The following is a 21,117-nucleotide window of genomic DNA, read 5'->3' on the forward strand; positions in this document are numbered from 1 at the left end:
GGGACATCGCAGAATCTCGGGTTCATTGCCAATCCCGCGATATGTCGCCCGCACCCAAAATGGCCCATCAACTTCACACAGTTTGCGGGAGAACCCAAAATTGGGGCGGCTTATACTATTGGCATCTCCCCACGATGAAGGGCGCTCGAGTTGTCGAATTGGGCCACTCGGCAGACGCTTTGCGCTTGAAAGAGACGATGGCAGCGGCGATCAAGGATCGCGCGCCGCTCGGCGCGTCGATCTTCTTGGGAGACGCCTTCCCGTTCTCGGCGGTGCCGATGGTCCGCATCTGGCTGCCGATGGATCGAAGATGTCCTCGCCATCGTCTTCGTGGGTGCCGGCATCCGCTGGCGCCTGATCCCCCGATCCCGTTCGCCGGAGACGACCTTGCGACAGACCTCACCCTTCCATGGCCTGTCGGCCTTCCCCATCACGCCCGCCGACGAGCAGGGCCGCGTCGATACCGAAACGCTTTCTCGTCTCGTGGAGCGGCTCTGCGGCGCGGACGTGGACTCCATCGGGCTTCTGGGCTCGACCGGCATCTACGCCTACCTGTCGCGGAGCGAACGCCGGCGTGCGATCGAGGCAGCGGTGGAATGCGTGGGCGGGCGCGTGCCGCTCGTGGTCGGCGTCGGAGCGCTGCGCACGATGGAGGCCTGCGATCTCGCACGGGATGCGGAGGCCGCAGGCGCCGATGCGCTGCTGATGGCCCCCGTCTCCTATACGCCACTGACCCAGGACGAGGCCTTCGAGCACTATCGCTCGGTGACGCAGGCGTCCGGCCTGCCACTCTGCATCTACGACAATCCCGGCACCACGCACTTCACGTTCGGCTTGCCGCTCCTGGAGCGGCTCGACCGCCTCCCGTCGGTGCAGGCCGTGAAGATGCCGCCGCCCGCCGATGGCGACTATGCGGGCGAGATCGCCGAGTTGCGTCGCCGTACGGGTCTTGCGGTCGGCTACAGCGGCGACTGGGGGACGGCGGACGCCGTGCTGGCGGGAGCGGACGCCTTCTACAGCGTCCTCGGCGGCACGCTGCCCGATCCGGTCGCCGCCCTCGTCCGTGCCGCGCAATCCGGCGACGTGGGGAATGCTCGTCGTCTCGACGCAGAACTGGCCCCTCTTTGGAAGACCTTCCGAACCTATGGCAGTCTTCGCGTGATGTACGTGCTCCTCGACATCCTCGGGCTCGGACACTCGGCGCCGCCGCGCCCGATCCTGCCGCTCGGAGCCGAGGCTCGCCGCGAAGTCCTGGCCGCGGCAGAGCCTCTGCTCGTCGCCGGATGACGGGTCGTCCGCCGACGTCGCGTCGCTTCGGGGGACGCGATCAGGTCCATGCTGCGAGGATGGAAACGAGGGCGAGGCCTGCGAGGTCGTTGCGGCAAAGCGATCGTACCGGGTCGCAATGCGCCTCCCGTTGTCGAGGCGACAGACCCGTCGCTCGATGACGTTCAGGCGCCTCGAGGCTCTCGGCTCGAGGGTGGAACGGCTTGGCTGTCAGCGAAGGGGACGACGGCCCGATGCGCCTTTGCCTCAGCCAGTTGCGCATGGACATGATCATGGCCTTCGTAGCGGAAGCGTCTGACGGTCGCATCCTCGATGGTGCGGTTCATCCTCGACATCCGGCAACCTGGATATGCCGTGCCGCTGGAGGCACCGATGCCGCCTCGAAGGGCCGATCCACACCATCAAGGAGCCGACGAGGGTGCAAGCTCGGCGATCTGGAAGCAATGAGCAGCGAAGGCTTGGATATGAGCGTGTCGTTCGAGCTCCGGCATTTCGATGATCGACCGCCTTGCCGGGTTTGCGATAGGATCTTGTTTGACCTCAATGGATCAATTCATCAGTGCTCATCAACAGATCCGGATGTTTCGTCAGATTGTGGCATATCTTTATCAGTGCACCTGCCAATATCGCGATCTCCGCATCGCCCATCGCTTCCAACCCCTGGATGATGACGTCATCCAAGACAGGAGAAACTGTTTCGAAGACGGCAATGCCTTCAGCCGTCGGATTGACGATGATCGCGTGTTCGTCCGGTCCCGTGACCCGAGCGATCAATCCGTCTTTCTCGAGCTGTTCCAGCGAGGCCGAGAGGGTCATGGCCGTCATGGCCAGGCGCGCTGCCAAATTCCACTCGGTGGAGGCTCGATGCTGGATGACGCAGTCGAGAACTCGAATTTGGTCCGTCGAAAGGCCCATATCGGCCTCGGAGAGTTTCTTGTCGCACATTTGTTGAAAAAGCCGCGCGCAGTCCGCCAATAGAAAACCAAACGCGTTCGCTGAAGTGAACTGAGACATACGGGATTGCATTCGAGGTTGGTGCGTTGCCGATATCGACGTCGACGGACGCCCGGTCGAAGGATGGATCGTCGTTCCGTCACACCGTGGTTGGTGCCGGTCCCGCCGGGTCGGCATCCGACGGGGTGGCGGATCCGATCAACCGTTCGTACTCGGCTTCCGGCACGCCGTAGCAGCCGCCGGCCAGGTCCAGGAGCCCTTCGCGATTGAGGACCTGGATGCAGGCGCGGGTGGCCTTGATCAAGCCGACCCCCTCCAGAATGTGGATCTCGTTCGTCACGCCCGAGCGGCGCACGCCCAGCATCAGCGACAGGAACTCGTGCGTCAGCGGCAGGTCGTCGCCGTCGAGTCGGTCGTGCGACATCAGGATCCAGCGCGCCAGACGCTCGTTGATGTTGTAGCGCCCGTTCGCCAGCGCCGACTGCGAGAGCTGCACCTCGTAGGTGTGGATGTAGCGCAGGAGCAGATGGCGAAGGGCGAGGTCGTCTTTCAACGCGTCCTTCAAAGCCGCCGCGGGCATCCGCAGCCCTGCTCCGGCCGCCTGCATGAAGGTGCGCTGCGGTGTCCGGTCGACCTCGTGAACGACATGGAAGCCGGACAGCCCCTCGCGTCCGATATGCCCGACTTCGATCTCTTCCCCGTCGGTGTGGCTGGTGGCGACGATGGAGGCCAGTCCGCTCTCGAGGAAGTGGACGTGTTCGGTCGGCTCGTTGCTCTCCACCAGAACCGCCTTGGTCGGCAGCGGCACCTCTTCCAGATGCGGCTGGAGCTTGGCGAAGCTCTCGTCCGGAAGAGCCTTCAGCAGCAGATTGCGGACGCTGGTACGAGAAACGGGGGCCATGATCCGCTCCTTCGGGGAGGAGCCCGATCTCGGCACCCCAACTCGCAGGTGCGCGACAGGTGATCGGCAGCTTATGCGGGAAGGATGCGTCTTCCTCCAGATACCACGCGGGAACCGTACGGTTCTGACATTTCGGCCCGGCGGGGGAGGGGACCGGGCCCGACGTATGACGCCCGATCCTTTTGTCTGACGCCCGATCCCTTTGTCCGTTAGCGTACCCTTCTCGATGCCTGGTGGCTCCAGCGGCATCGCCATGCTTTTCTGACCATTCCGCCATGCGGGCGGAGAAAGATGGGTCGCTCCCCGCGTTCGATCTCGACCGGCCCTCGGTCATCGTCACCGGCGATCCTTGCGCGCGTCGTGGACCCGTCCTCCTGCGGACGGCACTCCGGCGGGCAGTCGATCCGCCGCCCCCGGTGGACCGGATTGAGATCGAGGATGGGCGAAGGCTCGACAAAGTCGAAATCGATGCGCTGCATGTTGTCGGCGCTGCTCATGATGGACTTCGCGGTCGAGGGCCAATGCTCCCACCGCCAGGCTAGCAGCTCCACTTGGTGGCGCTAACTTGGCGATAGCCTCAGACGCGTTTTGGACGACGGACTCTTCGATGCGATACTTCCTGCATATCTGGACTGGCAAAACTCGGATCGAGGACCTGGAAGGAGCGGAGTACCCGGACCTTGCCGCAGCCCGGCGCGAGGCGGTCAGAGGCGTGCGGGATCTCCTCGCCGAACGCTTGAAGCGCGGCGATGTTCTCGATGGCCAGTCCATCGAGATCTGCGACGAGAACGACCGCCTCGTCGACACGATCCTCTTCAGGGACGAGTTGCGCCTGCCGAAGGGCGATTAGAGCGGAGAGGGGACGCCGCGGTCGTCCAGCCCGTACAGACGACGAACGGACACCGACCTGTCCTGCGGACCGAGCCCGCAGGTCCGGAAGGCGATCGGCGCGGCCAGTTCGCAGGCGCTGTCGAGCGTGCGCCCCGCCTTGACCAGTTCGTCGGCCTGCTCCTCCCAACGCCGGATCTCATCGGGCGCGGGGCTCATGACCAGCCCGAAGCGACGGGCGAGCAGGTCCTTTCGGCTCGGCATGACGGCGTCCTCCATCCTCGATGTCCGATCGATCTTGGTCGCCGAGCCTCGCTCTTCAAACGCGCCGACCCGCTTCGTACAGGACCGTACCAAGCGGACCTTCGACCCGTTTGGGCTCGATTGGGACGCCAGGACTGCGGCACACTGGAATGGATCGCCAACGGAGTGATGATCATGACATCGAGCATCCGGCGAACCGACTGCCTTCGCCTCGCCCACGCTCTGCGGCTGGCCGCGCATCAGACGGGTGCTGAAGCGGCGAGGGCTGCGACGCCGATCGGCAGCATCCCCATCGCCGCCGATCTCGTTGCCGAGACCGCGGCCGTGCTGGAGGCGATCGGGGGGGCGACCGACGCCGCTTCTGCCCGGCTTCTCGACGTTCGAGACCGGCTGCTGGAAGCACTGGCCTCCTCAGCTCGACCGATCGTGGCTTCGAGACGAGGGGTCTGACCGCCGTTCGTCCAGCCCTTCGCATCGAGGGAGATCGGCTGGCGGTCACCGACGCGTCCCGGCAGATGCGTTCGTCCGGTATCGTACGAAGCCGGATGCAAGGGTAGCGTTTGGCGGATCACTCAGGAATGCTGCGTAAAACTCCTCTGTCGGAAGGAACCTTCGATGGACAGCGATGTCATCACCCGCGATCGGTCGGCCGCTTTGCAGCTCGGCCACCTCGCTTCTTCGAACAAGCCGCAGCCGGGCAGCGCGCCCGCCTCTCCCTCGCTTCTTCCTCTCGCCCTTTCCACCGCCCAGGCGATCCGGGCCTTGCTCGGCCTGAAGCTCGCGCCGCTGGGTTTGTCGTCCGGCCAGGACCGGTTGCTGATCGTCCTCTCCCGTCATCCGCGGATGAGCGTCTCCGCCCTGGCCAGCGAACTCGGCGTTCGTCCCTCGACGGTTTCCAAGATGGCGGACCGGTTGATCGACAAGCAGCTCGTGCAACGATCGGATGACCCGGTGGACCGGCGTCGAAGCTTTCTCGATCTCACGGCGCAAGGCCATCGGCTGACAGAGCAGGTTGCGGCGGTGTGCGACAATGTCGAGGCCGAACTGACCGCCGCCGTGGAGGACGAGGAGATCGGCACGATGCTGAAAGGCGTCGCCCTTCTCAACGGAACGGTCCACCAGCGCCTTCGGCGGCTTCGGTGAGCGAGCCGCTTCTGGAGGGCGCGGCCTGCTCGATCGCGACCGGCAACCTCGAGGACAGCACGCGGCGGGTTCGGGACCGCGCCTATTTTCTTTGGGAGAAGGCGGGACGCCCCTGCGGACGCGAGCACGAGTTCTGGGCTCGAGCCTCGCTCGAGATCGAAGGCGAGTCCCGGCCGACGGAAGACCCCGACCGGATCGTTGCGCGTTAGGAGATCGCTAGAGCTTCGTGCTCGGCTCGCGCTGGCTGAGGACGGTCGAGAAGGGCACGCGGGCCAGCACTTGGTGCGTCTCGTCCAGCACCTCGAAGGCCTCGTGCGAGATGTCCCAGCCCGACCGCACCGCCACCGCCATGATCTCGCGCGCGGCATCGACGGCCTCGGTCAGCGCCGCCGCGAGGTCGGGATGCTCGCTGCCTTCGTGGTCGAGGACCACTCCGTCGCCTTTGATCTGGTTGAAATAGTACCGCATCGTGGGTCGCCTCGCCGGTGCAGGCTCGCACGCGGCTACCAGTGTCATGACGCGAAGGGCTTTGCACGGTCAGAACCGTACGCTTCCCTGCGACGCGAGAACTCGAAGGGGGTCCGCAGCCTGTACTTGAAATGATGAACGCTTCTGCGGGGTGAACAAGATCAGACGCACCCTGTCCCGACATCTGGGTCCGGCGTCCGAAGCCGTCGATATCGGCATCGACGACCTTGAAAACGGCCCGTTCTGCCCCCGTCCGACGCGATCCAATTCAACCTTTCGCACAGCCACGAGATCGGCGTCGTTGCCGGGCCCGCGACGGACCGGTTGGGATCGATGTCGAGCAGAGGCGGCGTCTCGACGATCTCGATGCCCTGATCGAACCGATCCTCGCCGACGAGGAAGCGGCCCTCCTGCCGAACGAGCGTCAGACGGAGGCGATGTGCCGCTCGTGGACGCGGGAGGAAGCGGTCACGAAGGCGACCGGCCTCGGCTTGCGATACTCGCCGACCTCCTTCTCCGTTCGCGCCGATCGACGGGGACGTCAGGCCGGCAGCGTCACGGCGGCACTGAGGCCCGGCGATCTCCGGCGCAGGAGAATGTCGCCGCCGTGCTGGCGGGCGATCGCTCTCGCGATCGAGAGGCCGAGCCCGGCGCCGCCCGTGTCGCGCGAGCGCGATCCTTCCAGGCGGAAGAAGGGCGCGAACACATCGTCCAGCTTGTCGGCGGGAATGCCGGGGCCGTCGTCGTCCACGACGATCTCGACCGTGGTGCGCGTGGCGAGGATGCGAACGCGCGCCTGGCCGGCGTAGCGCGCGGCGTTCTCGACGAGGTTGCGAACGGCGCGGCGCAGGCCGTCGGGACGGCAACGATAGGGCAGACGCTCGGCGGGATCGAACGTCACGTCGTAGCCGAGTTCCGCCAGATCCTCGCAGGTGCTCTCGACCAGCGCGGCGAGATCGACCGTGCGGGTGGCCTCGACGGTCGTCTCCTGCCGGATCAGGGACAGCGTCGCGTCGGCCATCGCCTGCATCTCGTCGATCGTCGAGAGCATCCGGCCCTGCAGGGCCGGGTCTTCCACCAGCTCGGTGCGCAGGCGCAGCGTGGTGAGAGGCGTGCGCAGGTCGTGGCTGATCGCGGCGAGCATCCGCGTGCGGTCCTCGACGAAGCGGTGGAGCCGGTCCTGCATGCGGTTGAAGGCCTCCGAGGTGCGGCGGATGTCGTCCGGGCCGCATTCGCAGAGGGGCTCCACGGCCTCGCCCCGCCCGAGGGCTTCGGCCGCCGTCGTCAGCTGGCGCAGCGGGCGGGCGATGCGCCGGGCCGTGACGGCGCCCACCAGCGCCACGAGCCCGGCCGTCAGCGCGAGGGTCATCGGCAGCGGCGTCGTCCAGATCGAGGGGACGATGTGCTTGTAGAAGGCGACGTTCAGGGCCTGCCCGTCGCTGAGCGGAACGATCACCCCCGCGCCGTCCATCTCGGCGTAGTCGAGGTAGCGCGCCCGGGCCGGGAAGTCGGCGCCTTCCGGCCCGCCGATGGCGGCCGTGCTCCAGCTGGCGCCCTCGCGAAACACCGCGACGGTCGCGTCAGGCGCCAGAAGGAAGCTCGCCGCGGGACTGCCGACCGGGGTGTTCTCCACGCCGATGTCGAAGAGATCGTGGAGTGGCACACGAAAGCGCGCGAAGGCGTCGTCTACCCATGCGTCGATCTGCGGAGCACCGCCGGAAGAGATCCAGAACCGCGTGTATTCGGTGCTGCTGACGCGGGCGAGCTCGCCCTTCAGCTCCGGCGGCGCCACCTCGACGAGGCGTGCGACGGCCGCGGCGCGGCTGTGCAGTTCGCTGCGCGCGGCGGTCTGGAGCGCGCTCTTGTAGCCGTCCCAGGAGACGACGAGCGAGATCGCCTGGCTCGCGAAGAAGGCGAGCAGCATCGAGGCCAGGAGCTGGATCGTCAAGCTCTTGCGCCACCAGTGCGTGACGCGCCACCGTGCGGCGGCGCCGGCCCAGAGCCGCACGCGCGGGCCCCAAAGGGAGGTGAGATCGCCGGCAAGGCTCATGGCGAGGTCACCTCGGGAACGAAGCTGTAGCCGCCGCCCCAATGGGTCAGGATGATCGTCGGGTTCTTCGGATCGGTCTCGACCTTCTTGCGCAGGCGGCTGACCTGGTTGTCGATGGCACGGTCGAACGGTTCGGCTTCCCGGCCCACGGTCAGGTCGAGCAACTGGTCGCGCGTCAGCACGGCGCCGGGATGCTCGACGAACACCTTGAGGAGGCGGAACTCCGCGGTGCTCAGGGGAACGCCGACGCCGTCCTCGTCCTGCAGTTCGCGGCGGCCGACGTCGAGCGTCCAGCGGTCGAAGCGCAGCATGGTCGGCCGGCGGCCCGGGCGCTGCGGGTGGGCGGGGCGGGCGCGGCGCAGCACCGCCTTGATCCGCGCCAGAAGCTCGCGCGACGAGAAGGGCTTCGTCAGATAGTCGTCGGCGCCCAGTTCCAGCCCGATCACGCGGTCGGTCTCGTCGGCGCGCGCCGTCAGGAAGATGATCGGCGTGTCGCCGGCCATGCGGATCTCCCGGCACATCGTCAGGCCGTCGTCTCCGGGCATCATGATGTCGAGGACGATCAGGTCGGGCACGCTTCGTTCCAGAAGCCGGCGCAGCGCTGCGCCGTTCTCCGCGACGCCGACGCGGTATCCCTGCTGCTCGAGATAGGTCGCGACGAGATCGCGAATGTCCTGATGATCGTCGACGACGATGATGTGGGGGACGCTGTCCATCGATGGCCTCGAAGCGGGATCGACCGCCACTATAAAGCCGCATCGCCGTGAACGCCCGCGAAAAACTGTATCAACCTGTCGCAGGATCGGACGTTGCTTCGGTTCGACGGCCGCAGACGATACAATTTTGGGACAATTTCAGACGCGCGCGGCACAGCGCTGCGACAAGCCGCGGGTAGTTTGATCCTCGTGAAACACGGGAACGGAAGCGCGGCGCCAAGACGGTCCGCAGCGGGAGGCCAGACGCCACCCGCCAGACTTCCCCCGATGCAACGGCCCCCTGCGGCCCCCAAGGAAAGACCTTCGCGATGACCATCACCCGCCTCTTCGCCTCCGCCCTTCTCGCCGCCGCCTCCTTCGGCACGATGTCCGCCGCCAACGCCGTGGTGCCGGGCTCCGACACGTACGACCGGGCCCGCGACACCGCCGCCAGCCAGTCCGTGGTCGAGGGCGCCTCGTCCGGCGCCAGCGGCACCGCGGCGCAAAGCCGGTCCTACGGCTACCCGATCGCCGGCGCGACCCGCTCGACCCGCGATCTCGTGCCCGGCTCCAGCGTCGGCGACGAGGCCGCGGACGGCGACGCCATCATGAGCGTCGTCACCGGCCGCCCGCAGGGCGCGCGTGCCCCCGCCGCGGGCTGGACTGGGCGCATGGTGCCGGGTTCCGACAGCTTCTGAGACGAACGACCGCCTCGCGCGGCGGCAGGTCCGCTCGATCCTCGGGCGACTGCCGCCGGCCTGCATCTTGGCCGGTCGACGCGCCAGGGCTCAAGCGGCGGACAAGCCCGCCCGATCTCGGCGAGCGCCGGCGCAGCCGGAGAACGTGTCGAGGACGGCGAGAACGAGGGAATGCGGCTTGTTCGAAACGGCGCGCGTCAGCCGCCGAGCAACGGCCGAAGCGCGGCGAAGGTCTGCGACCCCGGAGGAGTGTCGAAGTCGGGCGCCAGGCGCGTCGTCAGGCTGAGCACGGAGGTCGGCACGGCGCCGGCGCGCTCCATCTCGCGGAAGGCCGCGGCTTCCGTTCTCTCCGACTGGCTGCCGATGGCGTCGACGACGGTAAAGACCGTGTACCCTGCCGCGATGGCGTCCAGCGCCGCGTGCAGCACGACCACTTCGGCCGCAAAGCCTGCGATCACGAGCGTCCGGCGCCCGCTTGCGGCCAAGGCCTCGACGGTCGGCGGATGCGAGAACGGGCTGGCCGGCTTGCGGAAGATGGTGTTGCCATCCGTCGCGAACGGCAGGAGCTCGGGGATCAGGGGCGGTGTCGGCTCGCCCACCACGCTGAACAGCATCGGCATCTCGAGGATGGACGCGACCTTCGCCAGGACGCCTGCCGAGCGGCCGAGCGGCTCCGCCGTCACCGTCCGGCTCGTCGCGACCAAGGGCACCTGAAGATCGGCGAACAGGATCTGAACGTCGCGGGGATCGAGGATCGAGCCGCCGACCGGAGCAACCGCGGTCCCCGAAGCGGCATCCTGCGCGGCGGCAGGCGTCGCGGTCAGGCTGCCCGCGCCCAGCCCCAGCAAGGACAGGGCGAAGCCGCCACGGAGCACGTCCCGGCGTCTGGTCGTCTGGTTCATGTCGTCGATCCTTGCTCGTTGCCGAAAGGGTGGCCGCCTCAGCGAACCGTGTAACCGCCGTCCACCGCCAGCGCGTGACCGATGACGAAGGTCGATCCGGGTCCGCAGAGCCAGAGCACCGCGTCGGCGATCTCGTCCGCGCGGCCGAGCCGCTCGATCGGGACCTCCTTCATCAGCGCCGCCATCGCCTCGACCTGCGTCTCCTTCATCTCGGCCACCATCGGCGTGTCGATGATGCCCGGGCAGATCGCGTTGATGCGAATGCCGCGCGCCGCGTATTCGAGGGCCGCGCTCTTGGTCATGCCGATGACGCCGTGCTTGCCCGCATGGTAGGCGGCCCTGCCTCCGATCCCGACGAGCCCGCCGAGCGAGGAGCAGTTCACGATCGCGCCTCCCTCGCCCTGCGCGCGCATCTGGATCAGTTCGTACTTCATCGACAGCCAGATCCCGCGCATGTTCACCGCGTTGACGATGTCGAAATCCGCGGCGGTCGCGTCGGCGGTCTCGGCGACGGGGGCCTGGACCCCGGCATTGTTGTAGGCGGCGTCCAGCCGTCCGAAGGCTGCGACGGTCTCCTCGACCATCGCCTTCACCGACGCCTCGTCCGTGACGTCGCATCCGATGCCGATCGCCTTGTGGCCGATGTCGGCGAGGGCGGCGGCCGCGGCCCTCGCGGCCTCACCGTTGCGGTCCGCGATGGCGACCGCGGCACCCGCCGCGGCGAAGGCCCTGGCGGCGGCGAGGCCCATTCCCGAAGCGCCGCCCGTCACGAGGGCGACCTTACCGCTGAAGTCGTAGGTCATGGGTTCAGTCCTCGGAAAGGCGGGAGTTCAGTTCGGCAGGGCATAGGCGACGATCGTCGTTCCCCGCGTCGTCTTCAGCGTCGGCTTGCCGCCGGCGGCGACGAGCACGAACTGGCGTCCGCTCGGGGCGCGGTAGGTCATCGGCGTCGCCTGGCCGCCGGCGGGAAGGCGGGCCTTCCAGACTTCCTCGCCGGTCGTCACGTCGTAGGCCCGGATCGCCTGCTCGACCGAGGCCGCGATGAAGACGAGCCCGCCCCGCGTCGTGATCGAGCCGCCCGAGAAGGGCACGCCCATGGTGATCGGCAGCTTCGAGGGAATGCCGAGCGGTCCGGTGTCCTCGGCGGTGCCGAACGGCTTCGTCCAGATCACCTGACCGGTGGCGAGGTCCACGGCCGTCATGAGACCCCAGGGCGGCGGACTGCAGGGCGTGCCGAGCGGCGACAGGAAAGGTCCGACGAGGGCAGCAAAGGGCGTGTTCGCCATCGGCGCCTGCGCGTTGACGGGCCCCTTGCCGTCGACGATCTCGATGCCCCGCTCGTCCGCGACCTCGCGGGTGACGAGCTGGGCCTGCGTCGGCAGGCGCATCCAGCTCGCGACCATGATCCCGCGGTCGGCGTCGATGGACACGCTGCCCCAGTTGACGCCCCCGCCGTAGCCGGGATCGATGATCGTCGCACGGTCGAGGCCGATCGGCGTCAGCGTGCCCTCGTAGCGGGCGTTCCGGAACTTGATGCGGCAGATCATCTGGTCGATGGGCGTCATCCCCCACATGTCGACCTCGCGCAGCGTCGGCCCCCGGAACACGGGCATGCCGGTGGAGAAGGGCTGAGTCGGCGACAGGCGCTCTCCCGCAACGGTGCCGCCCTGCGGCACGGCAAGCTCCTCGACGGGCTTGATCGGCTCGCCGGTCTCGCGGTCGAGCACGAAGGTCTCGCCGCGTTTGGTCGGCTGGATCAGCGCCCGGCGAACGCCGCTCGGCGTCGGCAGGTCCACCAGCGTCGGCTGAGACGGCACGTCGTAGTCCCAGAGGTCGTGGTTCATCGTGCGGAAGTGCCAGCGGAGCGCTCCCGTCTCGGCGTCGAGCGCAACGACCGAGCTGTTGAACTCGTCGTCGAAGGGCCGGCGCTGGCCGCCGTAGAGATCGGGCGGCGAGTTGCCGGTCGGCACATAGACGAGGCCGAGGTCCTCGTCGGCGCTGAGCGGCGCCCAGCTGTTGGGCGTCGAGAGCGTGTAGGTCTCGCCCACGGGCGGCGCCGTGCGGCGGTCGGGGCGGCCGACGTCGAAGGCCCAGGAGAGTTCGCCGGTGACCGCGTCGAAGGCGCGGATGACGCCGGAGGGCGATCCCCAGAGCTGGTTGTCGAGGACGCTGCCGCCCACCACGACCTTGCCGCGCACGAGCTGCGGGGCGGAGCTGAGGTAGTAGAGGCCGAAGGAGACCTCGCCGAGCCCCTCCATCAGCGAGACGCGGCCGTTGTCGCCGAAGCCTGCGCAGGGCTGGCCCGTGCGGGCATCCAGCGCGATGAGGTCGGGCGCCTGGCTCGGCGCGAAGATGCGCTCGGCGCAGGGGCCCGTGGCACCCGGAACACGGTAGTAGGACACGCCGCGACAGGGCTTCCCGGACTCCGTCGAACCCGTCATGGCGTGCCGCCACCGCTCAGCGCCCGTCTCGGCATCGAAGGAGATGACGGAGTTGTAGCCGTTGCAGACGTAGACGCTGTCGCCGACCATGATCGGCGTCACTTCGAGGCCGCCCGTCGGCCCCTCGATCGCGGGGCCGGTCTCGGCCTCCCATGCGACCTCGAGGTTCGCGACGTTGGCGGGCGTGATCTGGTCGAGCGGGCTGAAGCGCGTGCCGCCGCGGTCGTTGCCGTAGAAGGGCCACTCGCCGCCCTCGACGTCGGCGATCGGCCGGGCCAGCCGCTCGGGGGCAGCGACACGCGCCCCGGTCTGCCACAGCGGATCGGCGGGCTTGGCCGGACCGACGGCGTTCAGGCCGGTTCCGACGAGGAGCGAGGCGACGAGGCCGCCGGAGAAGGCCGGCCAGCCGCGCACGGACGCCAGCACCGGGGCGTGCCGCGGGCTTCGGCGCACGCCGGGCAGAAGCAGCCCGAGCCCGAGCGCGAACGGCGCGACGAGGCGCGGCACCAGCAGCCAGACCTCGAAGCCGACTTCCCACACGGACCAGCCGAGCGTGCCGACGAGAAGGGCGCCGTAGAGCCAGGCACCACGACGGTCGCCGCGCCAGATCAGGACGCCGCTGCCCAGCGTCATGAGACCGGCCACGAGATAGTAGGGCGAGCCGCCGGCGAAGACGAGCATGACGCCGCCCGCGAGGAGGGAGACGCCGACGATCGCGAGGAAGGCCGCGTAGAGGCGGCGCGTCCAGCGGCCTGAAGCGGGATCGGAGGGTGGATGGGGCGCTGTCATCAGGACGGGCTCATCTTGAGAGGGCAGGGGGAAGGGGCCAGCGCTACCGCATGCGAGCCTGCGGCTCGGCACGGCGGCACACGGAGGGAACGGGCGCGGGGAGGGGCGATCAGCCGCCGTAGTCGGCGTCGTCGACTTTCTCCATCCAGTCGACATTCTTGCCGCCGACCATGTTGGTGATGGCGATGTGGCGCATCTGCGTGGTGGCGGTCGCGCCGTGCCAGTGCTTGACGCCCGGCGGCGCCCAGACGACGTCGCCCGGCCGGATCTCGCGCTTCTCGCCGCCCTCTTCCTGGACCCAGCCCATGCCGTCGGTGACGACGAGGATCTGGCCGGCGGGATGGGTGTGCCAGGCGGAACGGGCCCCGGGAGCGAACGTCACCGTGCCGCCCGACGAGGCGGTCTGATCGTTCGGCGCATAGAGCGGCTCCACCGTGACGGCGCCGGTGAAGTTCGCCTCTGGACCCGCCATCGAAGCGCGGGAACCGTTCGGCGAGATGACGGAGCTTTCGGCGAGGGCGGGGGCTTCTCCGGCGAGGCCCATCAGGATCGTGGCGGCGGCAATGCGCTTCATGGCGGTTCTCGTCCTTCCAGCTTCGGGGCGACAGAGCCGGGAACGGGAGAACCCGGCGGTCGATCTGACAGGAGAGGTATGGGAGGGGGCCCCGGCGGATTAGAGCGGCGTCGCTGCATAGACCTATGCGAGGCGCACATGAGTCTGCAGCCGCTCAGCAGGCACGCATGAAGGCACCGGCGCAGGGGCATCGAAGGCCGAGTGCCCAGCGGTTCACGATCGGTCGCGCGAGCGCACGTCCTCGACGGACCTTGGACTCGCCGGGTCTTTCGGCGATCCGCTCGTCGGCGACGAGAGCCTCGGCTCGTCCTGGGCGCATCGGCGAACGGGCTGGAAGCGGTCGGGAGGGCACGAGGAGCGAACCCCGCGGGGCGTTCAGCCACCCGGGGAGAGGGCGGGAAACCGCGTTGCCGCGCTGGAGAACGATCGCCGCAGGTACCGCGTACAGCATCAGGGCCCCGCTCGCGAGAAAGATCGGATCGAGGCCGACCCCGCTGGCCAGCAGCCCGAGCGCGGGACCGGACAATCCCAGCGCGAGATCGGGAAATGCCGAGTAGGCGCCCATCGCCAGCCCCCGGTTCTCCGGCGGCGAGCGCCGCACCGCCTCGACACCGAACGCCGGATAGACGAGCGCCCAGCAGATCCCGGTGAGCGCACACCCGGCCAGCGCGATCCAGGCAGCGGGGGCGAGCCAGACCAACGCCTGTCCCGCTGCGCCCACCGGAGCGGCGATCCCGGCAATGCGGGCGCCGCCGAACCGATCGGCAAGCTGGCCAAGAAGCAGGCGCGCCGCGATGAGCGCCGCTGCGAAGGACGTGACCGCGAGCCAGCCCAGCCCCCAGCCCCGGTCCGCGAAGAGAAGAACCGAAAACGTCAGGATCGAACCGAAGCCGACGCTGCCGAGCGCCGCGCCCAACCCCGGAAGCCATACGCCGCCAAGGACATGGGCGATCGACGACCTCCCGCGGCCCCGGACCGGCGGCGCCTCCAGCGGCGCGAGGGCGATCATCGCCACGAAGGGCAAGGCCACGGTTGCCAGCGCGATCGCGCGCAAGCCGAAGGCGTCGTCGATGGCGGCACCCAACGGAGAGCCCAATGCCAGCGCGGCGAACATGGCGGTGCCGACCCAGGCGATCACCTGCCCGGTCTGCAACGGTCCGGCGCGGGAGAGACCGAGGCTCATCGCGCCCGTGATGATCAGACTTTCCGCTCCGCCGATGACGGCGCGACCCGCCAGCAGGATCGAGACGGAGAGGACGGGCCGCTCCACGAAGGGAAGCGACAGAAGGTACAGGCCGCCACCCACGGCGGCGGCCGCCAGCCCGAGGACGATCGCCCGTTTGCCGCCACGGCGATCGGCGAAGTCCCCCGACCAGAACCGCGATGTCAGCGACGTCGCGAACTGCGCGCCGGTGACGAGGCCGACGGTGAACGGACCGAACCCCAGACCGTCGTGGACGTGCCGCGGGAGCACGGGAAGGGCCAGGCCGATCACGGCAAAGCCGAGCAGCACCACGGCCATCACGGGAAGGACGGCGGATGCAAACGAGCGCGCGGCGACGGGGGACGACAGTGCGGTCGTTGGGGACATGCCAGGCTCGTGCGTTGATGGAGACATCGGCTGCTGCGATTCCATGGTCCGGCTGCCGCTCGTAGGCCGAATGGGCGCGACCTTAGCGCGCGTCGCGCTAGGTGATGATCTGGACCGGCTCGCAAGAGCTTATGCGCGGGAGGCATGAATGCTGCGAGGAAACGTCGATGATCTGCTCGCCTTCATCGCCGTGGCGCGCGAGCAGAGCTTCACGAAGGCCGCCTCCAAGCTCGGCATGTCCCAGTCCGGCCTCAGCCACGCCATCCGCGGGCTCGAGGAGCGGCTCGGCGTCCGACTGCTGACGAGGACGACGCGCAGCGTCTCGCCGACGACCGAAGGCGAGCGCCTGCTCGAGACGATCGGCCCCCGCTTCGAGGAGATCGAGATCGAACTCGTCGCGTTGACGGATCTGCGCGACAAGCCGGCCGGCACGATCCGCATCACGGCCGAGGACTACGCGATCGACAAGGTGCTCTGGCCCAAGCTGCGCAAGGTCCTGCGCGACCATCCCGACGTCAAGGTCGAGCTCGTCGTCGACTACGGTCTCACCGACATCGTGGCGGAGCGCTTCGACGCCGGGGTGCGTCTCGGCGAGATCGTCTCGCAGGGCATGATCTCGATGCGGATCAGCCGGGATCAACGCATGATCGTGGTCGGCTCGCCGGCCTATCTCGCGACCCGCCCGGCGCCGACCACCCCGCAGGATCTGACCTCGCACGACTGCATCAACCTCCGGCTGCCGACTCACGGCGGCCTCTACGTCTGGGAGTTCGAGAAGGACGACGAGGAGGTTCGCGTGCGCGTCGACGGACAGCTGATCTTCAACGGGGTCAACCAGATCATCACGGCGGCCGTCGACGGATACGGGCTCGGCTTCATTCCCGACGGACTGGCCCTCGAACATATCGAGGCCGGCCGGCTGGTGCAGGTCCTCGGCGACTGGTGCCCGTCCTACCCCGGCTACCACCTCTGCTATCCCAGCCGCCGCCAGGCCTCCGCCGCGTTCAAGATCGTCCTCGAAGCGCTGCGCGAGCGCGGCTAGCTGCAACAGGTCGTCCCGATGCAGGCGCGCACCGCGGGGGCCTCGCGACGTCAACCGCCCAGCTTGGACAAGGCGAAGGCCGCGAGGAAGCCGAACACCGTGATGAGACCGGCATACTCGTGCGTGTCGGCGAACGCCTCCGGGATCATCGTGTCGACGATCATGGCGAGGATCGCCCCGGCGGCGACGGCGTTCGTCACCGCCAGGATCTCCGGGTCGGCACCCGCCAGGGCCAGATTGCCGACGAGCGCGGCGATGCCGGACGCCAGCGCGATGCCGCCCCAGACGCCGAAGACGTAGGTGGCGGAGCGGCCGGCCTTGCGCATGCCCGCAGCGCTCGACAGGCCCTCGGGCACGTTCGACAGGAACACCGCCGCGACGGTCACGAGACTCACCGCGTTGCCGCCGAGAAGGCTCGCCCCGATCACGACGGATTCGGGGATGCCGTCGAGCAGCGCGCCGACCGCGATGGCGAGGCCCGATCCCTCGGTTCCGTGCTGCTGGCTCTCGTCGGGATTGGAACCGGACCGCTTGCGGTGCCTCGCGCCGCGCCGGGTGATCGCGACGTTGGCGGCGGTGTAGACGATGGCGCCCGCGACGAACCCGATCGCGGTGGAATCGAAACCGCCCTGCCGGTAGGCTTCGTCCATCAACTCGAAGGCCACGCCCGAGATCAGCACGCCGGACCCGACCGCCATGACGGCGGCGATCACGCGTGCAGGGAGCGAGACGGTGTAGGCGATCAGGGCGCCGAGAACGAGGGCGGACCCGCCGAGAAGGCCCCAGAGCCCGGCTTGAAGGGTGAGCGGCATGACGTCGATCTCGAATGAGTCCGGCGATCGGCGGCAATGGGCGCCCCGGATCGTTCGGATTTCAGATGGTCTCGGCGCCCACCTTCGCCAGTGCGGCCAGCACTTCGCGCTCCGAGTAGGGCTTGCCGACGAAGCCGATCGGCTTCCATTCGAGCGCCAGCGCGCGCGTCCGCTCGTCGAGATTGCCGCTGACGAACAGCGACGGGATGCCCCAACGCTGGCGCAGCACCGCGGCGGTCTCCACCCCGTTCGATCCCCGCGCGAGGTTCACGTCCATGATGGCGACGTCGATATGGTCGCCGACGCGTTCGGCGATCGCCACCGCTTGGCTCATGTCCGAGGCCTGCCCGGCGACGGTGTGTCCGACGCCGGTGAGAATGTCCTCGAGATCCATCGCCAGCAGCATCTCGTCCTCGACGATCATGATGCAGAGGCTCACTGCGAGGCCTCCGCCGGGAAGACGACCGCCGTTCGATAGCCGCGCTCCGCCGGCTGGATCTCGACACGTCCTTCCAGCTGCGCGGCCATCGTCTTCACCAGGCGGGTTCCCAGCCCGTGCGTGCTGGCGTCGCCGGAGAAGCCGATCCCCTCGTCCGCGACCGCGAGCTCGAGCAGGCCCTCGCCCGCCGGGTGGAGCGACAGGACGATCGGGCCCGTGGTTCCCTCGGGATAGGCGTATTTCAAGGCGTTGGTCACGAGTTCGTTGACGATGAGGGCGATCGGAATGGCGCGTTCCGTCTTCATCCGAAGAGGCTGCACCTCAACCCGGAGGAGATCCCGGAGTTCCGAGTTCGCGGCGAGATCGGCGCACAGGCCCTCCAGGTAGTCCGCCATGTCGACGACGAGCGGGTTGTCGGTGCGGTAGAGGCGCTCATGGACGGAGGTGATCGCCCGGACGCGGGAGATCGCCTGGTCGAAGGCGACCTTGGAGGCCGGATCGGTCAGGCGCCGGGCCTGCAGGCTCAGCGCGCTGACGACGAGCTGCAGGCTGTTCTTGACGCGGTGGTTCACCTCCGCGAGCAGGACGTCCTTCTGGTGCAGCAGGGTCTCCTGCACCTTCACGGCGTCGGCCAGCGCCGCCTCGCGCAGACGATCGGTGGACACGTCCATCATCACGCCGATCAGCCGCGGCTTGCCGTTCGACGTGCGCAGAACCTCGCCGCGCGACGCGATGTGCCGGGTCTCGCCGCTGGTGCGGTCGATCACGCGGTAGTCGAACCGCAGGACGGTCTGGTCCGGGCTTTCGAGCGCGTCGCGCACCGCCTTCGTCACGGCCGGCAGGTCGTCGGGATGCATCAGGGCGAAGAAGGGCGCGGCGACGGATCCGCCTTCTCCCGGCTTGAAGCCGAAGATGGCGTCGACCGTGGCGCTGCGACGCCAGATGTCGGTCTCCGGCTCGTATTCCCAGGATCCGAGATCGGCCGCATGCAGCGCCACGCGCAGACGCGCGTCCGCCTCGCGCGTGCGCCGCACGCTGTCGGTGACGTCCATCGGGTTCTGCACGATGTAGCGAACCGCGCCGTCGGCACCCTTCACCGGCGTGTGGACCGGGGTCCAGTAGCGTTGATGGAAGCCGCCGCCCTCGCTCGCCGGCCGGGGAATGTCGTACTGGATGACCGCCATCTCGTGCGGCTCGCCCGTCCGCAGGACGTGGCGCAGCGAGACCTCGAGCGGCCCCTGCTCGACCGCGCCGACCTCGTCCGGGTTCTCCGGAAACGCCTCGAGGATGTGGCGTCCGACGATGTCCTCGCGCGTGCGGTCCGTCGTCCTCAGATAGGCGTCGGTCGCGGCCACGATCGTCAGGTCGGCGTCGAGCACGAGGTAGGGCTGCGGGATGCCGGCGAGGATCGCCGCGTGGTCGGTCTGGCTGAGATCGAAGCTCATGGGGTGCGATGCCTCGGCTGTTGAGGGGATCGGTCGCACGGGGGGGCGATGGTTCCGGTCAGGTCGAAGCGGGCGCCCGACGGGTCGAACGTCAGCTTTCCCGTGCCGTCGAAATAGGGCGCGACGATGCGCTCGATCAGGCGGGATCCGAACCCCGTCCTCGTCGGCGTCTCGACGACAGGCCCGCCGCTCTCGCGCCAGTGGAACGTGAACGAGCGGTCCGCCGCGATCGTCCAGTCGATCCACACCTCGCCCTCCGCGACCGAGAGCGCCCCGTACTTCGCCGCGTTGGTCGCCAGCTCGTGGATCGCCAGCGACAGTCCCAGGCCCTGGTCGGGCGACAGTTCGAGCGAGGGCCCCGCCACGACGATCCGCCCCTCGCCGGAGCGATGCGGGCGCAGCGCGTCGTCGACGAGATGCCGGATCTCGGTCGCGTCGGCGCCCGATCCCGTGAGGATGTCCTGAGCGCGCCCCAGCGCGATCAGCCGGCCCGAAAGGGCGTCGCGGCCCTCGTCGAGCGATTTCGCGGTCCGGAAGGTCTGGGTGGCGATGGCCTGCACCATGGCCAGCGTGTTCTTCATCCGGTGGGCCAGTTCCTGCGTCAGCTCCTCGCGCTGAAGCTCGGACTTGCGCTGTTCCGTGCGGTCCCGGAGGATCTTCACGTAGCCGACATGTCGATCCGCGTCGTCCATCAACGGCATCATCTCGCCGGACGCCCAGAAGCGGGCGCCGTCCTTGCGAAGATGCCATCGCTCGTCGAGGGCCCGTCCTTCGCCGCGGGCCGCCGCCCGCTCCCGGTCGGGAGCGCCGGTCGCGCGATCCTCGGGCGTGAAGATGACATCGGCGGATCGGCCGAGCATCTCCCCCTCGGACCAGCCGAGGACGCGTTCGGCGCCCACGCTCCAGAACGTCACCTCGTCGCCGAGATCCGAGGTGAACATCGCGAAGTCGACGGCGCTGTCCAGGATCTGCCGATGGCGGGCCTCGGAGGCGCGGGCCTGCGCCAGCAGCCGATCCTGCGCCGCGAGGGAGCGCCGCAATTCCATCTGGGTCATGGCCTGCCGGGCGAGGAAACGCAGCATCTCGATCTGGTGCTCGTCGAGTTCGCGCGGCTTCGTGTCGAGAACGCACATCGTCCCGATGGTGATGCCGTCGGCCGTCTTCAGGAGGGCGCCGGCGTAGAACTTGAGGCCGGCTTCGCCGTGCACCAGCGGGTTGCCGTCGAAACGCGGGTCTCGCCGCGCGTCGGGGACGACCAGCATGTCCTGCTCGAGGATCGCCCGACCGCAGAACGAGGTCTCCAGCGGCGTCTCGCGAACCCCCAGACCGACCTCGGCGAGGAAGAACTGGCGACGCGTGTCGACGAGGTTGACCACGGCCATGGGCGTCCCGCAGACCTGCGAGGCCATGCGGGCGATGTCGTCGAAATCCTGTTGCCGCGGTGTGTCGAGAAGGCCGTAGCTGTGAAGGGCGGCCGACCGCTCGGTCTCCTCCCCGCAAGGCGATGGAATGGCGCTCGACAAGGGTATGCCTTCCAGGTTCGACCGCGAACAACTCGACGGGCATGCATAGAAGGATGGGACACCAAACGCAAAGCGTAGGAGGCGCTCGTCCGTCGATCGCTCCTGTCACCCGGACCCGGCGCTGGATCAGCGACGCATCATGCCGTTCCCGACGGCCGCGGTTACTCGACCGCGACCGGCAGACCGGCCGTTCTCACGGCTGGGAGGCGCCTCAAATGTTCGGCGCTTGAAAACGTCAAACAGGTCAACGATGCCCCGCCGACGATTTGGA

Annotated in this window: 23 protein-coding genes and 1 pseudogene; 8 read left to right on the plus strand and 16 right to left on the minus strand. The window is 68.6% G+C overall.

What is annotated here, in order from left to right:
- Positions 1 to 387: 387 nt before the first annotated feature.
- Positions 388 to 1,287: a dihydrodipicolinate synthase family protein gene (locus tag GGR04_RS16140; protein ID WP_183200962.1), complete on the plus strand. Its 900-nt coding sequence runs from the start codon at positions 388 to 390 to the stop codon at positions 1,285 to 1,287.
- A gap of 540 nt (positions 1,288 to 1,827) precedes the next feature.
- Here the strand turns inward: GGR04_RS16140 and GGR04_RS16145 are convergent.
- The 3 genes from GGR04_RS16145 to GGR04_RS16155 form a co-directional block, all read right to left on the minus strand.
- Positions 1,828 to 2,301 carry a MarR family winged helix-turn-helix transcriptional regulator gene (locus GGR04_RS16145; RefSeq protein ID WP_183200963.1) on the minus strand — a complete coding sequence of 158 codons (474 nt, stop codon included), beginning with the start codon at positions 2,299 to 2,301 and terminating at the stop codon, positions 1,828 to 1,830.
- 79 nt (positions 2,302 to 2,380) lie between these two features.
- Positions 2,381 to 3,142, minus strand: coding sequence for a Crp/Fnr family transcriptional regulator (locus GGR04_RS16150; protein WP_183200964.1), 762 nt, complete (start codon positions 3,140 to 3,142; stop codon positions 2,381 to 2,383).
- Positions 3,143 to 3,351: 209 nt separating this feature from the next.
- A complete protein-coding gene (locus tag GGR04_RS16155) occupies positions 3,352 to 3,639 on the minus strand; it encodes a hypothetical protein (protein WP_183200965.1) in 288 nt (95 codons plus the stop codon).
- Positions 3,640 to 3,749: 110 nt separating this feature from the next.
- On the opposite strand from GGR04_RS16155, the gene GGR04_RS16160 reads away from it, so the two are divergent.
- On the plus strand, positions 3,750 to 3,992 hold the full coding sequence (locus GGR04_RS16160) for a DUF6894 family protein (RefSeq protein WP_183200966.1): 243 nt from the start codon (positions 3,750 to 3,752) through the stop codon (positions 3,990 to 3,992).
- Here GGR04_RS16160 and GGR04_RS16165 read toward each other — a convergent pair.
- Entirely contained in the window at positions 3,989 to 4,249 is a 261-nt protein-coding gene (locus GGR04_RS16165; protein ID WP_183200967.1) for a hypothetical protein, read from the minus strand. The genes GGR04_RS16160 and GGR04_RS16165 overlap by 4 nt on opposite strands.
- Before the next feature lie 159 nt (positions 4,250 to 4,408).
- Between GGR04_RS16165 and GGR04_RS16170 the strand changes: the two genes are divergently transcribed.
- From GGR04_RS16170 to GGR04_RS16180, 3 genes are all read left to right on the plus strand, one after another.
- The gene (locus tag GGR04_RS16170) at positions 4,409 to 4,684 is read left to right on the plus strand and encodes a hypothetical protein (protein ID WP_183200968.1); all 276 of its coding nucleotides are present in this window, start codon (positions 4,409 to 4,411) and stop codon (positions 4,682 to 4,684) included.
- A 165-nt stretch (positions 4,685 to 4,849) separates the two neighbouring features.
- Positions 4,850 to 5,377 carry a MarR family winged helix-turn-helix transcriptional regulator gene (locus GGR04_RS16175; RefSeq protein WP_183200969.1) on the plus strand — a complete coding sequence of 176 codons (528 nt, stop codon included), beginning with the start codon at positions 4,850 to 4,852 and terminating at the stop codon, positions 5,375 to 5,377.
- Entirely contained in the window at positions 5,374 to 5,586 is a 213-nt protein-coding gene (locus tag GGR04_RS16180) for a DUF2934 domain-containing protein (protein WP_312857473.1), read from the plus strand. The genes GGR04_RS16175 and GGR04_RS16180 overlap by 4 nt, the downstream gene beginning before the upstream one ends.
- Before the next feature lie 7 nt (positions 5,587 to 5,593).
- Here GGR04_RS16180 and GGR04_RS16185 read toward each other — a convergent pair whose 3' ends face one another.
- Positions 5,594 to 5,845 (minus strand): DUF6894 family protein, encoded by a 252-nt coding sequence (locus tag GGR04_RS16185; RefSeq protein WP_183200970.1) that lies wholly within the window; start codon positions 5,843 to 5,845, stop codon positions 5,594 to 5,596.
- A gap of 227 nt (positions 5,846 to 6,072) precedes the next feature.
- Here GGR04_RS16185 and GGR04_RS24585 point away from each other — a divergent pair.
- A pseudogene (locus GGR04_RS24585) lies at positions 6,073 to 6,342 on the plus strand (4'-phosphopantetheinyl transferase family protein); the annotation flags it as partial.
- A gap of 44 nt (positions 6,343 to 6,386) precedes the next feature.
- Here GGR04_RS24585 and GGR04_RS16190 read toward each other — a convergent pair.
- Positions 6,387 to 7,895 (minus strand): ATP-binding protein, encoded by a 1,509-nt coding sequence (locus GGR04_RS16190; RefSeq protein WP_183200971.1) that lies wholly within the window; start codon positions 7,893 to 7,895, stop codon positions 6,387 to 6,389.
- On the minus strand, positions 7,892 to 8,611 hold the full coding sequence (locus GGR04_RS16195) for a response regulator (RefSeq protein ID WP_183200972.1): 720 nt from the start codon (positions 8,609 to 8,611) through the stop codon (positions 7,892 to 7,894). Before GGR04_RS16195 ends, GGR04_RS16190 begins: the two co-directional genes overlap by 4 nt.
- Positions 8,612 to 8,919: 308 nt before the next feature.
- Between GGR04_RS16195 and GGR04_RS16200 the strand changes: the two genes are divergently transcribed.
- Entirely contained in the window at positions 8,920 to 9,288 is a 369-nt protein-coding gene (locus GGR04_RS16200; RefSeq protein WP_183200973.1) for a hypothetical protein, read from the plus strand.
- A 197-nt stretch (positions 9,289 to 9,485) separates the two neighbouring features.
- Here the strand turns inward: GGR04_RS16200 and GGR04_RS16205 are convergent, their stop codons facing one another.
- The 5 genes from GGR04_RS16205 to GGR04_RS16225 form a co-directional block, all read right to left on the minus strand.
- Positions 9,486 to 10,190 carry an isochorismatase family protein gene (locus tag GGR04_RS16205; protein ID WP_183200974.1) on the minus strand — a complete coding sequence of 235 codons (705 nt, stop codon included), beginning with the start codon at positions 10,188 to 10,190 and terminating at the stop codon, positions 9,486 to 9,488.
- Between the two features lie 38 nt (positions 10,191 to 10,228).
- Positions 10,229 to 10,993 (minus strand): glucose 1-dehydrogenase, encoded by a 765-nt coding sequence (locus GGR04_RS16210; RefSeq protein ID WP_183200975.1) that lies wholly within the window; start codon positions 10,991 to 10,993, stop codon positions 10,229 to 10,231.
- A 27-nt stretch (positions 10,994 to 11,020) separates the two neighbouring features.
- Positions 11,021 to 13,420 (minus strand): membrane-bound PQQ-dependent dehydrogenase, glucose/quinate/shikimate family, encoded by a 2,400-nt coding sequence (locus tag GGR04_RS16215; protein ID WP_183200976.1) that lies wholly within the window; start codon positions 13,418 to 13,420, stop codon positions 11,021 to 11,023.
- 109 nt (positions 13,421 to 13,529) lie between these two features.
- Complete coding sequence (locus tag GGR04_RS16220; protein WP_183200977.1) at positions 13,530 to 13,994, minus strand: (R)-mandelonitrile lyase; 465 nt, start codon at positions 13,992 to 13,994, stop codon at positions 13,530 to 13,532.
- A 154-nt stretch (positions 13,995 to 14,148) separates the two neighbouring features.
- Positions 14,149 to 15,585: an arabinose transporter gene (locus tag GGR04_RS16225; protein ID WP_183200978.1), complete on the minus strand. Its 1,437-nt coding sequence runs from the start codon at positions 15,583 to 15,585 to the stop codon at positions 14,149 to 14,151.
- 148 nt (positions 15,586 to 15,733) lie between these two features.
- Between GGR04_RS16225 and GGR04_RS16230 the strand changes: the two genes are divergently transcribed.
- Positions 15,734 to 16,627 carry a LysR family transcriptional regulator gene (locus GGR04_RS16230; protein ID WP_183200979.1) on the plus strand — a complete coding sequence of 298 codons (894 nt, stop codon included), beginning with the start codon at positions 15,734 to 15,736 and terminating at the stop codon, positions 16,625 to 16,627.
- A 50-nt stretch (positions 16,628 to 16,677) separates the two neighbouring features.
- On the opposite strand, the gene GGR04_RS16235 is transcribed toward GGR04_RS16230, so the two are convergent.
- The 4 genes from GGR04_RS16235 to GGR04_RS16250 all read right to left on the minus strand — a co-directional run bounded on the left by GGR04_RS16235 (position 16,678) and on the right by GGR04_RS16250 (position 20,846).
- Complete coding sequence (locus GGR04_RS16235; protein ID WP_183200980.1) at positions 16,678 to 17,439, minus strand: ZIP family metal transporter; 762 nt, start codon at positions 17,437 to 17,439, stop codon at positions 16,678 to 16,680.
- A gap of 61 nt (positions 17,440 to 17,500) precedes the next feature.
- Positions 17,501 to 17,878: a response regulator gene (locus tag GGR04_RS16240; RefSeq protein ID WP_183200981.1), complete on the minus strand. Its 378-nt coding sequence runs from the start codon at positions 17,876 to 17,878 to the stop codon at positions 17,501 to 17,503.
- Complete coding sequence (locus GGR04_RS16245) at positions 17,875 to 19,323, minus strand: sensor histidine kinase (protein WP_183200982.1); 1,449 nt, start codon at positions 19,321 to 19,323, stop codon at positions 17,875 to 17,877. Before GGR04_RS16245 ends, GGR04_RS16240 begins: the two co-directional genes overlap by 4 nt.
- A complete protein-coding gene (locus tag GGR04_RS16250; RefSeq protein WP_183200983.1) occupies positions 19,320 to 20,846 on the minus strand; it encodes a sensor histidine kinase in 1,527 nt (508 codons plus the stop codon). The genes GGR04_RS16245 and GGR04_RS16250 overlap by 4 nt, the downstream gene beginning before the upstream one ends.
- Between the last annotated feature and the right edge of the window lie 271 nt (positions 20,847 to 21,117).

Source organism: Aureimonas pseudogalii, assembly GCF_014196835.1.
In the GTDB taxonomy this organism is placed as follows: Bacteria; Pseudomonadota; Alphaproteobacteria; order Rhizobiales; family Rhizobiaceae; genus Aureimonas; species Aureimonas pseudogalii.